Genomic DNA, 14,917 nt, shown 5'->3' with positions numbered 1-14,917 from the left:
AACTAAATTATGCAAATTCTGCGGGAGCGTTAACTTTGCCTAAATGAATTGCATCTAAGGCAATCATTTTTTCTTCATTAGTCGGAATAACGGCGCAAATTACGCGCGCATTTTCACTGGAAATAATACGTTCACCGTAGGAATTAGATTGATTATTCATTTCCACATCAATCTCAACGCCTAATACGGCTAAATGTTCCATGACCAGACGACGAATTAAACTTGAGTTTTCGCCTATTCCGCCGGTAAATATAATGCCATCCAGACGATGTAATGAGGCAGCGTGTCCGGCAATATGACGGGCAATTCGATGAACAAAAGTTTTAATTGCCAGTTGTGCGCGCTCGTGTCCTTCATGCCAGGCTTTTTCCAGTACGCGCAGGTCGGAAGAAAGACCGGAAATACCTAATAATCCCGACTCTTTATTCACTATGCGTTCCAGATCGCCCAGGCTCTGATTGGTTTGACTGGCAACCCAGGACATCGCGCCGAAGTCGACATCACCACTGCGCGTCCCCATCATCAAGCCTTCCAGCGGCGTCATTCCCATTGAAGTATCTACGCTCTGACCGTTACGAACCGCGCAGATTGACGCGCCATTGCCAAGATGCGCCACAACCAGCCCGGAGTCATCTTCCACAAGGTCCAGCAGCGAATGGGCGCGCTGGGAAACATAGCGGTGCGAGGTTCCGTGGAAACCATAACGGCGCACACCTAACTCTTCATAATATTTCCACGGCAGGCCGTATAAATAAGCTTCCGGAGCCATAGTCTGGTGGAAACTGGTATCAAATACCGCCACCTGAGTTACGCCAGGAAATAATTGCTGCGCCGATTCAATGCCACTTAAATTGGCGTAATTATGCAGCGGAGCCAGTGGAGAAACGCGGCGGATATTATCAATGACCTCATCGGTAATAATAGCGGACTCGGTAAAAATACTGCCGCCGTGGGCGATGCGGTGGCCAATTAAGGCCACACTGTCATTTAAATTCCGTTTTTCCAGTTCAAATGCGATTGCCTTCAATGCACCTTCGTAGCTGTGGTGAGCCAGCGGTGCTGGCTCTCCCCCATTTACGGATAAGAATGCATTTTCCGAGTTAATACCATCGGCAATACCTGACATTAATACTTCACAGTCACAGGTATCGAGCACGGAAAACTTAATCGAAGACGAACCACAGTTAATAACCAAAACAACCGGAAATTCATTCATCTCTTTTCTCATCCTGAGTTATGGATTAAAACAGTTTGTATACGATGTTCAGGATGGTCAGCAGACCAATCACAGTAACAAACACGTTATCCAGACGACCACGGTATTTCGCCAGAGACGGCGCCTTACGGATGGCGTACATCGGCAACAGGCACAGCAGGGATGCGATAATCGGTGCGCCCATGGCTTCAATCAGATCCAGGATGTTCGGGTTGGCGTAGGCAACAACCCAGGTTGAACCCATGATGAAGATCATGCTGAGAGTATTCAGTTTACCCAGCGACACTTTGGTTTTGTCGCCTTTATAACCGAACTTCAGAATCAGACCGTTCAGACCTTCCAGCGTCCCCAGATAGTGACCGAAGAAAGATTTGAAGATAGCAACCAGCGCGATGATGGACGCCGCATATTCCAGAATAATAGCGAACGTCGTTTTGGTGCCGGTCATGGATGCAAAGTGGTTAGCCAGGTAAGAAAGCACCGGAATATTCTGCGCTTTTGCTTCCGCCATGTTCGCCGGAGACAGCGTAAACAGGCAGCTGAAGGCAAAGAACATGACCACTGCAACCATCAGCATACTGGCGCGAGAGATGATTTGTGAACATTTCTGCTCAGTGAAGTCGCGACCAAAGTCTTTCTCATACTCTTCACGCTTAGAAACGACGAAAGAAGAGACGATTGGTGAGAAGTTAAAGGAGAAAACCATGATGGAAATCCCCAGCCAGACGGTGATCAGGATACCGTCATGACCTGTTAACGACAGCGCACCAAGGTCAACTTGATCGATAACCGCAGAGTTCCAGTAAGGGATCAGCGACAGAGAAATCAGCACCAGGCTGGCGATAAAAGGCCATACCAAGTAGCTCATCACTTTAACCATCAGATCTTTACCAAACCAAATGACGAACGCCATCAGCAGCAGCAGGAACAGCGCCACGAAGCCACGGTTCAGCGGCGCAAAACCGAGCTGGTTTTCCCAGAAGGTCATAAAGGTGTTGGTGATGGTAACGCCATAAATCCACAACAGTGGGCAAATCGCGAAGAAATACAGGAACGTGATGACCACACCGCCGGTTTTACCAAAATGCTCTTCTACCGTTTCCGTAATGTTGCCGGAAGGGTTAGAGCCAGAGAGACACAGACGCGCCAGCGCCCGGTGGCAATAAAACGCAATCGGGTATGCCAATACCAACATCAGAAGAATCGGGATCAGTCCGCCAAAACCTGCGCGGATAGGGAAGAACAGCACCCCGGCGCCGATTGCCGTACCAAACAAGCCTAACGTCCATGTGGTATCTGATTTACGCCAGGACGATTGTTTTGTCTGGCTGGATACAATGCTATCTGAAGTACTCATATCCTATCCTCAACGAATTAATTAAGCGTCAACGAAACCGGTGATTTGAGAGACGCGAGAAAGATCGATATTACCGCCAGAAATAATACTGACGGTTTTTCTGTTTTGAATATATTGGTCTAATTTACCGCTTAATAATGCAGCACATGCCAAAGCGCCTGCACCTTCGGTAACGACTTTATTACGCTGAATTAAGGCAATCATACTGTTTCTGATTTCGTCTTCACTAACCAGCACGATGTCATCGACTAATTCACGAACGATTTCGTAAGTTAAATTACCCGGGCGGGCGACATCACAACCATCCGCCAGGGTGCCGGTAGTTCGGTGCGTGGTTATTTCTCCGGAGTGGAAAGAAGCCGCCATGCCGTGAACGTTTTCTGACTGCACACCAATAACACGAATGGTCGGGTTAATAGATTTAATTGCCACCGCAATACCGGCAATTAAACCGCCACCGCCAATTGGCACAATGACGTTATCGACATCATAAAGATCTTCCATAATTTCCAGCCCAATGGTTCCCTGACCGGCAATCACTTTCGGATCATCATAAGGTGGAATAAAGATGCGACCTTCCGTTTCGACAATTTCGCTCACTTTGGCGATAGTGTCGTTGAAGTTGTCGCCGTGCAGTACCACTTCAGCAGAGTAGTCACACGTTGCCGCAACTTTGGATTTTGGCGCGCCTTTCGGCATTACAACTTTACCATCAATCCCCAACATCGCACAGGAGAGCGAAACCCCTTGCGCGTGGTTCCCTGCTGAACAGGCCACTACACCTTTACGTTTCTCAGCATCAGTTAAGGAGCTTAATTTATTAAATGCGCCACGAATTTTAAATGACCCGGTACGCTGCATGTTTTCGAACTTAAGGAATATTTCACCTTTGCAACGTTCGCTAAAATAGTTAGATCGAGGCATGCCTGTTTTATAAATTCGCCCAGCCAGACGTTGTTTTGCTTCAATAATGTCATCAATAGCAACCGGCAGATCGTATGTAATATGCATTATAAAACCTCTTAGCCTGAATTAAATATGTAGGTAACCGTAACCAGCACCTGCAAAAAGGCAGGTGGATTATTTATGTTTAAATAAAAAAACAAATAACTAACAAGATTCTATTAATTGCTTTCGTCTACACCCATTATAAGATGAATATTCTTTGGCTAATTCCACCAAAACCGATGCTGCTTTTTTAATACGATAATTTTTCGACCATACTGCGGCATATTGCGCTACCGGTAATGTTTCCTCAACCGGAATGGTAATAAATTGATTAGAACCAAAAGGTGAAGTCATATCGCAGGGAATCACGGTTAAGAAATCAGCATTGAGAACAAGATTATAAATTGTCACGACTGAGTCGGTTTTAACAATGTTTTCAATACTGATGCCATTTCTTTGTAACGTGGTGAGTAGTTCGCTGTAGTATCCCATATTCGTTTGCGGCAACACCCACTGTTCGTTTTTCAAACACTCCAGCGTGGTGGTGCCGGTGGATGTTCGGGACTTACTGGCAACCAGTACGAACTCTGACTCGAACAGCGGCTCGACATGCAAATCCTGAAGCTTCATTTCTGCACTTAACGTACCTATCGCAAAATCCAGACGCCCGTCGCGGATAGCCGGTAAGAACGAGGACAATTGCGCTTCATACATTGAGACCTGCGCTTTCGGGAACACCTCTTTGAATTTGTTGATCATCCCGGACATAAAGGTAAAGCCGATCAGCGATGGAAAACCAAATGAGACCTCCACGACTGCATCAGAGGACATACCGCTAATCTCATTAACCATATTTTTCATTTCGCGGGTAATGGATTCGGAGCGTGAGAGCAACAATTGACCAGCTGGCGTCAGCGTTACGCCGGTATTTTTCCGCACCACTAATTCCACGCCAAAATAATCTTCGATATCGTTAATGATTTTACTGACCGCTGGTTGAGTTAACCCTAATTCTTTTGCAGCCGAGCCAATAGAGCCACTTCTAATGACTTCCTGAAAGACTACCAGGTGTTGCGTTTTAGGAAGAAGAATAGTGCTCATAACAACCCGCGTTAATTACCTCATTGACGGTATGAAGTGTATCAAAATGCAATGAATAGGATATGTGCGACCACTCACAAATTAACTTTCATTAGTTTTCCAGGTATATCCTTAAAGGCATATAATCATTTAATATCAATGAGTTATATAAATAAAATCAACACAAAGGCTGACTTTTATCAAAAAAACAAGGGGGGATAACCATATTTTATGGCGATAACGACACACTTAATTTTTGTTATTAAAAAATGCTCTTAGACGATATTTCAAGCAATTATCGTGTATTTCGCAGACGACTTTTAAGTTAAATTTAATTAGCAAGTTATCAAATTTTATTATAAATAAATCATTTCCACAGATAAATAATGCGGTACATCACATTTTTTTGCGCTATTTGTTGGAGATAGAACATTTATTTTATCAATATTTTAAAATCTCGAATACAGATATTGATCATCTCGAACAATTGATTAACGTCATTCATTGTCTCTTTTGCAGAACGTCATTTTGTGAATGCAATCGTTTTCCATGATTTATTCTTGCATTCCAGTTGCGGAACAGCATTTTGTGTTGAGGATCACAAAACTAATAATTGCCATTCGAAGTAAGCTATCAGAAGAGAGCACAGGGTGACTAAAAAGAGTGTTTATATTGGGCTTCCTTTTGGGTATAGCGTCGTGGACAGTCATTCATCTTACTGCTCGCTCCAAAAGCAAAAACCCGCCAGTTTGCACTGCCGGGTTTTCGTTAAAACAGGTGAAACTGACCGATAAGCCGCTTTCTTTTGGGTATAGCGTCGTGGACAGTCATTCATCTTACTGCCTGCTTCAAAAGCAAAAACCCGCCAGTTTTGCACTGGCGGGTTTCTGTTGAAGAGGTGAAACTGACCGATAAGCCGCTTTCTTTTGGGTATAGCGTCGTGGACAGTCATTCATCTTACCGCCCGCTCCAAAAGCAAAAACCCGCCAGTTTTGCACTGGCGGGTTTCTGTTGAAGAGGTGAAACTGACCGATAAGCCGGGTTCTGTCGTGGACAGTCATTCATCTAGGCCAGCAATCGCTCACTGGCTCAAGCAGCCTACCCGGGTTCAGTACGGGCCGTACCTTATGAACCCCTATTTGGCCTTGCTCCGGGTGGAGTTTACCGTGCCACGGACTGTTACCAGCCGCGCGGTGCGCTCTTACCGCACCCTTTCACCCTTACCTGATCCCACTTGCGTGAGCCATCGGCGGTTTGCTCTCTGTTGCACTGGTCGTGGGTTTCCCCCCCAGGCGTTACCTGGCACCCTGCCCTATGGAGCCCGGACTTTCCTCCCCTCCGCCCGTCTCCCCCGAAGAGGACGACGACGAAGCGGCGACTGTCTGGTCAGCTTCGGCGCGAAGTATAGAGGGTTTGCGCGCCCTTGTCACCCCGCGTTACGCATTCCAATCGCCAGCGTCGCGGCGATATTGCGTGAAGCACGGTAAATATTGTCATAAGCCCCACTGAAAGCTTCATTCAGCGTAACAATACTGTTCAACACGCTGAATACAGCATCGATGCCATGCTGATGCACAACGCCGACATCCTTCGTCAGACTACCCGCAATACCAATTACCGGTTTATTGTATTTCTTCGCGACGTTCGCTACGCCAATCGGCACTTTACCGTGAATGCTCTGGCTATCAATGCGGCCTTCTCCGGTGATCACCAACGAGCAATCATGAATATGTTCTTCCAGATTGAGCGCCGTCGTCACAATCTCAATGCCGCTCTTTAGCTCTGCGCCAAGAAACGCCATTAGCGCCGCCCCCATACCGCCTGCAGCCCCTGCACCGGGGACGTATTTCACATCAACATGCAGCGATTTTTTGATGACATCAGCATAGTGAGAGAGATTCTTGTCCAGTTCGATAATCGTGGCTTCATTAGCCCCTTTTTGCGGGCCAAAAATACGCGAAGCACCGTTATCGCCCACCAGTGGATTAGTGACATCGCAGGCGACGCGAATAGCGCAATCTTTTAAACGCGGATCGAGGCCGGATATATCAATATCATTCAGGGTATTAAGACTGCCGCCGCCAAAACCGATTTCATTACCGTTGACATCGCTTAACTTCACCCCCAGCGCCTGCATCATCCCCGCACCGCCGTCGTTGGTGGCACTGCCGCCGATGCCAATAATAATACTGGTCGCGCCACTCTCCAGCGCCTGCAAAATTAACTCTCCCGTGCCGCGAGAAGTCGTCACCAACGGATCACGCTTTTCCGACGGTACTAACGCCAGCCCACTGGCCGCCGCCATTTCAATAAACGCGGTTTTACCATCGCCAGAGATCCCCCAACTGGCATTCACCTTCTCGCCCAGTGGCCCTGTAACCCAGGCGTGACGTTCGGAACCCTGGGTAGCTGCAATCATCGCTTCCACCGTTCCTTCGCCGCCATCAGCAACCGGAACAGAAACGTACTGTGCATCAGGAAAAATTTCCCGAAATCCTTTTTCTATCGCCTGCGCAACCTCGCTGGCAGATAAACTTTCTTTATAAGAGTCTGGGGCGATTACGATTTTCATACCTGTGCCTGTTACCACATGACGCCGGAGGGCGTTTCTCTTATTCGGCCTGGATTCCAGGCCCGGATTGCAATACGCCATCCGGGCGCGACGTCATTAACGAGTAACTTCGACTTTCGCCAGTTTTTCGTAGTAGCACGCCAGGGCGCTATGATCCGCCGTTCCCAAACCATCGGCACGTAGTGCCTGCATCATCTCCATAACCGCAGCAGTTAGCGGCAATTGCGCACCAACGCCGTGGGAGGTATCCAGCGCATTTGCCAGATCCTTAATATGCAGATCAATACGGAAGCCTGGCTTGAAGTTTCTGTCCATGACCATAGGCGCTTTGGCGTCAAGAACGGTACTGCCCGCCAGTCCACCGCGAATTGCCTGATAAACCAGATCCGGGTTAACGCCCGCCTTGGTTGCCAGCGTTAACGCTTCTGACATCGCGGCAATATTCAGCGCCACAATGACCTGGTTTGCCAGTTTGGTGACGTTACCTGCACCGATTTCCCCGGTATGCACCACGGAACCCGCCATCGCTTTCATCAAATCATAGTATTTGTCGAAAATAGCCTTGTCGCCGCCCACCATCACTGACAGCGTACCGTCGATGGCTTTCGGTTCACCGCCGCTCACCGGGGCGTCCAGCATATCAATACCTTTCGCTTTCAGTGCTTCGCTGATTTCACGGCTTGCCAGCGGAGCGATTGAACTCATATCGATCAATACCGTACCTGGCTTCGCGCCTTCAATGATGCCATTTTCACCCAGCGCCACCTCTTTCACATGAGGGGAGTTTGGCAGCATGGTTATGATGACGTCGCACTGTTCAGCGATAGTTTTAGCCGTAGACGCTGTTTCTGCGCCTGCGGCAATCACTTCAGCAATGGCTTCAGGGTTACGGTCAGCAACCACCAGCGAGTAACCTGCTTTCAGGAGGTTTTTACTCATTGGTTTACCCATAATACCCAGGCCAATAAAACCAACTTTCATAGTCATATCAATCATCTCTCTTGTTGCGGTGGTGGTTATTTTTTAAAGGTATCTGCCAGTTTCTGCGTGGCGGAACGGAATACGCCGAGATCGCTGCCAACGGCCACAAACGTAGCGCCCCATTCCAGATAACGACGCGCATCGGCTTCGACAGGGGCGAGGATGCCGCAGGGTTTGCCGTGGGCTCTGGCGCGATTAAAAATATGTTGAATCGCTTTTTGCACATCCGGATGCGACGCATTGCCGAGATGACCTAATGCCGCTGCCAGATCGCTGGGGCCAACGAAGATACCGTCCACGCCTTCGGTTGCGGCGATAGCATCAACGTTATCAACGCCTTGCTGGCTTTCAATTTGCACCAGAATGGTGATGTTCTTATTCGACTGAGCGAAGTAATCCGCCACGGTGCCAAACATATTGGCGCGGTGAGAAACGGAGACGCCGCGAATACCTTCTGGTGGATAACGGGTAGATGCCACCGCCTGCACCGCTTCTTCTTTCGTTTCCACAAAGGGGATCAGGAAGTTATAAAAACCGATATCCAGCAGACGCTTGATGATCACCGGTTCGTTGGTCGGTACACGCACCACTGGCGCGCTGACGCTCCCCTTCAGAGCCATCAACTGAGGAATGAACGTGGAGATATCGTTTGGCGCATGTTCGCCATCCAGCACCAGCCAGTCAAAGCCAGCTAAACCAAGAACTTCCGTGCTAATTGGGTTAGAAAGTGCTGACCAGCAGCCAATCTGTACCTGTTTCGCTGCCAACGCGGCTTTGAACTTATTTGGGAAAATATCGTTATTCATCGCTTATACCTTTGCTTATTTCTGCAATTCCATACGTTTAATGTCGCCAATCAGGCTTCCTGGTGCAGTATTGAAAGAGGGCAATCTCTTCGATGACAATAAAAATAGGCAGTAAGATTAAAAAGGCACATGCGTTCCTTATTCATCAATCCCACTAATCATGTTTATATTCAGTCGATAGCAAAAAGGTCAGTGCTATTTATTAAATATTCTATTAACGAATATTGGCCACTGCACAATAATAAATCCGTTTTCGACAATGAGTATAATCAGCACAGAAACAATAGGCATTGTGCAAATGCTCATTATGTTTGTCTGATATAAATATTATTTTGAGCATATGCCTATCACGCTGCGTGCCAATGCACATATTTACGCTTTGCCTGCCCCGGTTGCCCTGCTATCACGATAATTAGTGATGTTGATCACATACTGACTTTTCATCTCCTGACACTCTTATTCCATCTCGCAGATAAAATTATTTCTGTCATCAGAATCAATCAACATAAATTTATTATTACCAGCGACCGGAGAAAACGGGATAATGGCCAACATCGAAATCAGACAAGAAACGCCGACTGCGTTTTATATAAAAGTTCACAACACAGATAATGTGGCAATTATTGTTAATGATAATGGCCTGAAAGCAGGAACGCGTTTTCCGGATGGGCTGGAATTAATTGAACATATTCCCCAGGGGCATAAAGTCGCATTGCTGGACATTCCGGCTAGTGGTGAAATTATTCGTTATGGCGAAGTGATTGGTTACGCCGTGCGCGCGATCCCACGCGGAAGTTGGATCGACGAATCAATGGTAGTACTGCCGGAAGCGCCGCCATTACACACGCTGCCACTGGCAACTAAAGTGCCGGAACCCTTACCGGCGCTTGAAGGTTATACCTTTGAAGGCTATCGCAATGCCGATGGCAGCGTGGGAACCAAAAACCTGCTCGGCATCACCACCAGCGTCCACTGTGTGGCGGGCGTGGTGGATTACGTGGTGAAAATCATTGAGCGTGACCTGCTGCCGAAATACCCGAACGTCGATGGCGTGGTGGGGCTGAATCATCTGTACGGTTGTGGCGTGGCGATTAACGCTCCGGCGGCGGTGGTGCCTATTCGTACTATTCACAACATTTCGCTTAACCCAAACTTTGGCGGTGAGGTGATGGTGATTGGTCTGGGTTGCGAGAAATTGCAACCTGAGCGCCTGCTGATCGGCACGGATGATGTACCGGCTATTCCAGTGGAAAGTGCCAGTATTGTCAGCTTGCAGGATGAAAAACATGTCGGTTTTCAGTCAATGGTCGAGGATATTTTGCAAGTTGCCGATCGCCATCTGCACAAATTAAATCAACGGCAGCGAGAAACCTGTCCAGCTTCAGAACTGGTTGTCGGTATGCAGTGCGGCGGCAGCGATGCGTTTTCTGGTGTAACGGCAAACCCGGCAGTGGGTTATGCATCTGATTTACTGGTGCGCTGCGGCGCAACGGTGATGTTCTCAGAAGTCACGGAAGTGCGTGACGCCATTCATCTGCTGACGCCGCGCGCTGTTAACGAAGAGGTTGGCAAGCGCCTGCTGGAAGAGATGGAGTGGTACGACAACTATCTCAATATGGGGAAAACCGACCGCAGCGCCAACCCTTCGCCGGGTAACAAAAAAGGCGGTCTGGCAAACGTGGTGGAAAAGGCACTCGGCTCCATTGCTAAATCAGGTAAAAGCGCGATTGTAGAAGTGCTGTCACCCGGTCAGCGTCCGACCAAACGCGGATTAATTTACGCCGCGACGCCAGCCAGCGATTTCGTCTGTGGCACCCAACAGGTGGCTTCAGGGATTACCGTGCAAGTATTTACGACCGGTCGCGGCACACCGTACGGTCTGATGGCGGTGCCGGTCATTAAAATGGCGACCCGCACCGAACTGGCGAACCGCTGGTTTGATTTGATGGATATTAATGCGGGCACTATCGCCACCGGCGAAGAGACCATTGAAGAGGTGGGCTGGAAGCTGTTCCACTTTATTCTCGATGTCGCCAGCGGGAAGAAGAAAACCTTCTCGGATCAATGGGGACTGCATAACCAACTGGCGGTGTTTAACCCGGCGCCGGTGACCTGATTTCTTTTGGAACGCGCCTCGCAAAACATGGCCTTAGTGCCATGTTTTTATTGTTTCAAGTCCCGTCATCCATTAATAATGCATTTGCATTACCTTAGTTGAAGATTATAATTTGAGCAGAAAAAAGGCTGTAAAAGGACAGTGAACAATGCCCGCTAATGCTCGCTCTAACGCTGTACTGACCACTGAATCAAAGGTCACGATACGCGGACAAACAACTATCCCCGCGCCAGTGCGTGAGGCCTTAAAACTGAAGCCAGGCCTGGACAGCATTCATTACGAAATCCTGCCTGGTGGGCAAGTATTTATGTGCCGTGTGGGAGATGAACAGGAGGATCATACTATGAATGCATTTTTGCGTTTTCTGGATGCAGATATCCAGAACAACCCGCAAAAAACTCGTCCATTCGAAATTCAACAAGGAAAGAGACTTGTCGCTGGCATGGACGTCAACATTGATGATGAGATTGGCGACGACGAATAATGGATTTTCCACAAAGGGTTAATGGTTGGGCGCTATATGCTCATCCCTGCTTTCAGGAAACCTACGACGCTTTAGTTGCCGAAGTTGAGACATTAAAGGGGAAAGATCCTGAAAATTATCAGAAAAAAGCCGCCACAAAGTTATTGGCAGTAGTACATAAAGTTATTGAGGAGCATATCACGGTCAATCCATCATCACCGGCATTCCGTCATGGCAAGTCGTTAGGCTCAGGGAAAAATAAAGACTGGTCACGGGTAAAATTTGGCGCTGGTCGTTATCGTCTCTTCTTTCGTTACAGCGAAAAAGAGAAAGTCATCATTCTGGGATGGATGAACGATGAAAACACGCTGCGCACCTACAGTAAAAAAACAGATGCCTATACCGTATTCAGCAAAATGTTAAAAAGAGGACATCCTCCTGCCGACTGGGAAACCCTCACCAGAGAGACTGAAGAAACCCATTGATGGTGTTCACAATGCCCGCCGAACGCATCCGTTTTGACCAGCGGGCGCCATTTCTCACTCCCCGACCAGAATCACCTCAACCCCAGCCTTTCGCAGTCCTTCCAGACTATCCGCAGGAATGCCTTCATCGACAATGATCATATCGATCCGCTGAGTATCGATGATCTTATGTAAACTGGAGCGGTTGAACTTACTGGAATCGGTGACCACGATGATCCGTTCCGCAACTTCGCACATCCGGCGGTTTAAACGAGCTTCATCTTCATTGTGCGTGCTGACGCCGCGCTCCAGATCGATAGCGTCTACGCCGAGAAACAGCATATCGAAGTGGTAATTTTGCAGCGATTGTTCAGCCTGATCGCCGTAAAAAGATTGCGACTGACGGCGCAAATGCCCGCCGGTCATCAGCAGTTCCACCCCTTCAGCTTCCAGCAACGCATTGGCCACGTTCATACCGTTGGTCATCGCAATTACGTCGGTGTGCTTGCGCATCAGACGGGCAATCTCAAAGGTGGTGGTTCCGGAATCGAGGATCACCCGATGACCAGGCTTAATTAACTCAACGGCAGCTTTCGCAACGCTGCGTTTCATCGCCGTGTTCAGCGCGCTTTTATCTTCTACCGAAGGCTCGACTGACAGCGTCGTGCCATCGCAGATCAACGCGCCACCATACGCACGCACGGCGATCCCCTGTTTTTCCAGAAACGCCAGATCATTGCGGATCGTCACGGTAGAAACGCCAAATAATGCTGACAGATCGTTAACCTGCACACTCCCTTGCTGACGCAGGCGCTGAATGATCTGCTCTCGTCGTTCGCTGGTGCCAGTCACTCGTTTCTCACCTGATGCGTCGGTATTACTCATAGAAAATCCTTTCGTAAAGCTTTCGTTTCATTTCGTTTTTATTATTAATACCGTTCTATTAAGCAAATGCAAGCCCACCTTGCCCGTTGACGCAAGCGACTCCTGTTTCAGAAGCTTTCATTATGTTTCTTTTGTGAATCAGATCAGAAAACAATTACCTTTCGTTTTATTTTTACCTCACCATGACGCAGTATCAACTGAAACAAAACGAAAGATCAGCAATGGCAGTTATCTGGCCTGGAGAGGAAAGTGAAATATCTGATAGAAATGGTGAGACAGCACAAAGAGGGCAAAACAAATGGGATTTATGCCGTTTGCTCCGCGCATCCGCTGGTACTGGAAGCCGCCATCCACTACGCCTTCGCAAACCAAACGCCGTTACTGATTGAAGCAACCTCCAATCAGGTGGATCAGTTCGGCGGATATACCGGAATGACGCCCGCCGATTTTCGCGGCTTTGTTTGCCAGCTTGCCGACTCGCTGAATTTCCCGCAAGACGCGTTGATTCTCGGCGGTGACCATCTGGGGCCAAACCGCTGGCAGAATCTGCCTGCCGCTCAGGCGATGGCCAATGCCGATGATTTGATTAAAAGCTACGTCGCGGCGGGGTTCAAAAAAATCCATCTTGATTGCAGTATGTCCTGTCAGGGCGATCCGGTTCCCTTAACCGATGATATCGTGGCTGAACGCGCTGCCCGTCTGGCGAAAGTGGCGGAAGAAACCTGCCGCGAACACTTTGGCGAAGCCGATCTGGTGTATGTCATTGGTACTGAAGTGCCGGTGCCTGGCGGCGCTCATGAAACCTTAAGCGAACTGGCGGTCACCACGCCGGATGCCGCCCGCGCCACGCTGGAAGCTCATCGTCACGCTTTTGAAAAGCAGGGTCTGAATGCCATCTGGCCACGCATCATTGCCCTGGTAGTACAACCCGGCGTCGAATTCGATCACACCAACGTTATTGATTATCAGCCAGCCAAAGCGACCGCCTTAAGCCAGATGGTTGAACACTATGAAACGCTGATTTTCGAAGCTCACTCTACCGATTATCAAACGCCGCAATCGCTGCGCCAGTTGGTAATCGACCACTTTGCCATTCTGAAAGTTGGCCCGGCGCTGACCTTCGCCCTGCGTGAAGCCCTGTTTTCTCTGGCGGCGATTGAAGAAGAGCTGGTGCCAGCGAAAGCCTGTTCCGGTCTGCGTCAGATACTGGAAAACGTGATGCTCGATCGCCCGGAATACTGGCAAAGCCACTACCACGGTGACGGCAACGCACGTCGTCTGGCACGCGGTTACAGCTACTCAGATCGCGTGCGCTACTACTGGCCGGACAGCCAGATTGATAACGCTTTCGCCCATCTGATTCGTAACCTGGCGGATGCCCCAATTCCGCTGCCGCTCATCAGCCAGTATCTGCCGCTGCAATACGTCAAAGTTCGCTCCGGCGAGCTACAACCAACGCCGAGGGCGCTCATTATCAACCATATTCAGGACATCCTGGCGCAGTACCACACAGCCTGTGGAGGCCAATAACCAAAACAAGAGGAACACGCTATGCCAAATATTGTTTTAAGCCGGATTGATGAACGCTTGATTCACGGTCAGGTCGGCGTTCAGTGGGTCGGATTTGCGGGGGCAAATCTGGTTCTGGTAGCCAATGATGAGGTTGCTGAAGATCCGGTACAACAAAACCTGATGGAAATGGTACTGGCAGAAGGGATCGCCGTGCGTTTCTGGTCGTTGCAAAAAGTGATCGACAATATCCATCGCGCCGCTGACCGGCAGAAAATCCTGCTGGTTTGCAAAACACCAGCCGATTTCCTGACGCTGGTAAAAGGTGGTGTCCCGGTGAGTCGCATTAACGTTGGCAATATGCATTACACCAATGGCAAGCAGCAAATCACCAAAACGGTTTCTGTAGATGCGGGTGATATCGCGGCGTTTAACGATCTGAAAACCGCCAGAGTGGAATGCTTCGTTCAGGGCGTCCCGACAGAACCTGCTGTGGAGCTCTTTAAATTACTTTGAGGGA

Annotated in this window: 14 protein-coding genes and 1 other RNA gene; 6 read left to right on the top strand and 9 right to left on the bottom strand. The window is 48.8% G+C overall.

The annotated features are described in order from the left end of the window. Window positions 1-7: 7 nt before the first annotated feature. The 4 genes from tdcD to tdcA form a co-directional block, all read right to left on the bottom strand. Entirely contained in the window at window positions 8-1,216 is a 1,209-nt protein-coding gene (gene tdcD / locus A7Z06_RS01640; RefSeq protein ID WP_010346322.1) for a propionate kinase, read from the bottom strand. Between the two features lie 25 nt (window positions 1,217-1,241). Continuing rightward, window positions 1,242-2,573 (bottom strand): threonine/serine transporter TdcC, encoded by a 1,332-nt coding sequence (gene tdcC / locus A7Z06_RS01635; protein WP_000107715.1) that lies wholly within the window; start codon window positions 2,571-2,573, stop codon window positions 1,242-1,244. Between the two features lie 21 nt (window positions 2,574-2,594). Further along, entirely contained in the window at window positions 2,595-3,584 is a 990-nt protein-coding gene (tdcB, locus tag A7Z06_RS01630; protein ID WP_000548353.1) for a bifunctional threonine ammonia-lyase/L-serine ammonia-lyase TdcB, read from the bottom strand. A gap of 99 nt (window positions 3,585-3,683) precedes the next feature. Beyond that, the gene (gene tdcA / locus A7Z06_RS01625; protein WP_105279317.1) at window positions 3,684-4,622 is read right to left on the bottom strand and encodes a transcriptional regulator TdcA; all 939 of its coding nucleotides are present in this window, start codon (window positions 4,620-4,622) and stop codon (window positions 3,684-3,686) included. Window positions 4,623-4,935: 313 nt separating this feature from the next. Here tdcA and tdcR point away from each other — a divergent pair, with 313 nt between their 5' ends. After that, window positions 4,936-5,154: a transcriptional activator TdcR gene (gene tdcR / locus A7Z06_RS01620; RefSeq protein ID WP_038808901.1), complete on the top strand. Its 219-nt coding sequence runs from the start codon at window positions 4,936-4,938 to the stop codon at window positions 5,152-5,154. Between the two features lie 464 nt (window positions 5,155-5,618). Here tdcR and rnpB read toward each other — a convergent pair. From rnpB to garL, 4 genes are all read right to left on the bottom strand, one after another. After that, an RNA gene (rnpB, locus tag A7Z06_RS01610) (RNase P RNA component class A) lies at window positions 5,619-5,995 on the bottom strand. A 32-nt stretch (window positions 5,996-6,027) separates the two neighbouring features. Beyond that, on the bottom strand, window positions 6,028-7,173 hold the full coding sequence (garK, locus tag A7Z06_RS01605; protein WP_010346319.1) for a glycerate 2-kinase: 1,146 nt from the start codon (window positions 7,171-7,173) through the stop codon (window positions 6,028-6,030). A 96-nt stretch (window positions 7,174-7,269) separates the two neighbouring features. Further along, complete coding sequence (garR, locus tag A7Z06_RS01600) at window positions 7,270-8,160, bottom strand: 2-hydroxy-3-oxopropionate reductase (protein ID WP_024165151.1); 891 nt, start codon at window positions 8,158-8,160, stop codon at window positions 7,270-7,272. A gap of 29 nt (window positions 8,161-8,189) precedes the next feature. Next, complete coding sequence (gene garL, locus A7Z06_RS01595; protein ID WP_001058057.1) at window positions 8,190-8,960, bottom strand: 2-dehydro-3-deoxyglucarate aldolase; 771 nt, start codon at window positions 8,958-8,960, stop codon at window positions 8,190-8,192. 544 nt (window positions 8,961-9,504) lie between these two features. On the opposite strand from garL, the gene garD reads away from it, so the two are divergent. The 3 genes from garD (at window position 9,505) to yhaV (ending at window position 12,024) form a co-directional block, all read left to right on the top strand. Then, window positions 9,505-11,076 (top strand): galactarate dehydratase, encoded by a 1,572-nt coding sequence (garD, locus tag A7Z06_RS01590; RefSeq protein ID WP_105279315.1) that lies wholly within the window; start codon window positions 9,505-9,507, stop codon window positions 11,074-11,076. Between the two features lie 148 nt (window positions 11,077-11,224). After that, window positions 11,225-11,560, top strand: a complete 336-nt coding sequence (gene prlF, locus A7Z06_RS01585; RefSeq protein WP_016159726.1) for a type II toxin-antitoxin system antitoxin PrlF — start codon at window positions 11,225-11,227, stop codon at window positions 11,558-11,560. Beyond that, window positions 11,560-12,024, top strand: coding sequence for a type II toxin-antitoxin system ribonuclease toxin YhaV (gene yhaV, locus A7Z06_RS01580; protein ID WP_000347260.1), 465 nt, complete (start codon window positions 11,560-11,562; stop codon window positions 12,022-12,024). The genes prlF and yhaV overlap by 1 nt, the downstream gene beginning before the upstream one ends. A gap of 54 nt (window positions 12,025-12,078) precedes the next feature. On the opposite strand, the gene agaR is transcribed toward yhaV, so the two are convergent. Further along, the gene (agaR, locus tag A7Z06_RS01575; protein ID WP_000072177.1) at window positions 12,079-12,888 is read right to left on the bottom strand and encodes an aga operon transcriptional regulator AgaR; all 810 of its coding nucleotides are present in this window, start codon (window positions 12,886-12,888) and stop codon (window positions 12,079-12,081) included. 249 nt (window positions 12,889-13,137) lie between these two features. Between agaR and kbaZ the strand changes: the two genes are divergently transcribed. After that, window positions 13,138-14,418, top strand: coding sequence for a tagatose-bisphosphate aldolase subunit KbaZ (gene kbaZ, locus A7Z06_RS01565; protein WP_000876164.1), 1,281 nt, complete (start codon window positions 13,138-13,140; stop codon window positions 14,416-14,418). Between the two features lie 21 nt (window positions 14,419-14,439). Next, window positions 14,440-14,913, top strand: a complete 474-nt coding sequence (gene agaV / locus A7Z06_RS01560) for a PTS N-acetylgalactosamine transporter subunit IIB (RefSeq protein ID WP_001132990.1) — start codon at window positions 14,440-14,442, stop codon at window positions 14,911-14,913. Window positions 14,914-14,917: the final 4 nt, after the last annotated feature.

Source organism: Escherichia sp. MOD1-EC6819 (assembly GCF_002965765.1).
GTDB classification, from domain to species: Bacteria; Pseudomonadota; Gammaproteobacteria; order Enterobacterales; family Enterobacteriaceae; genus Escherichia; species Escherichia ruysiae.
The sequence above is the reverse complement of the archived record's forward strand: the minus strand, read 5'-3'. Positions and strand labels throughout refer to the sequence as shown.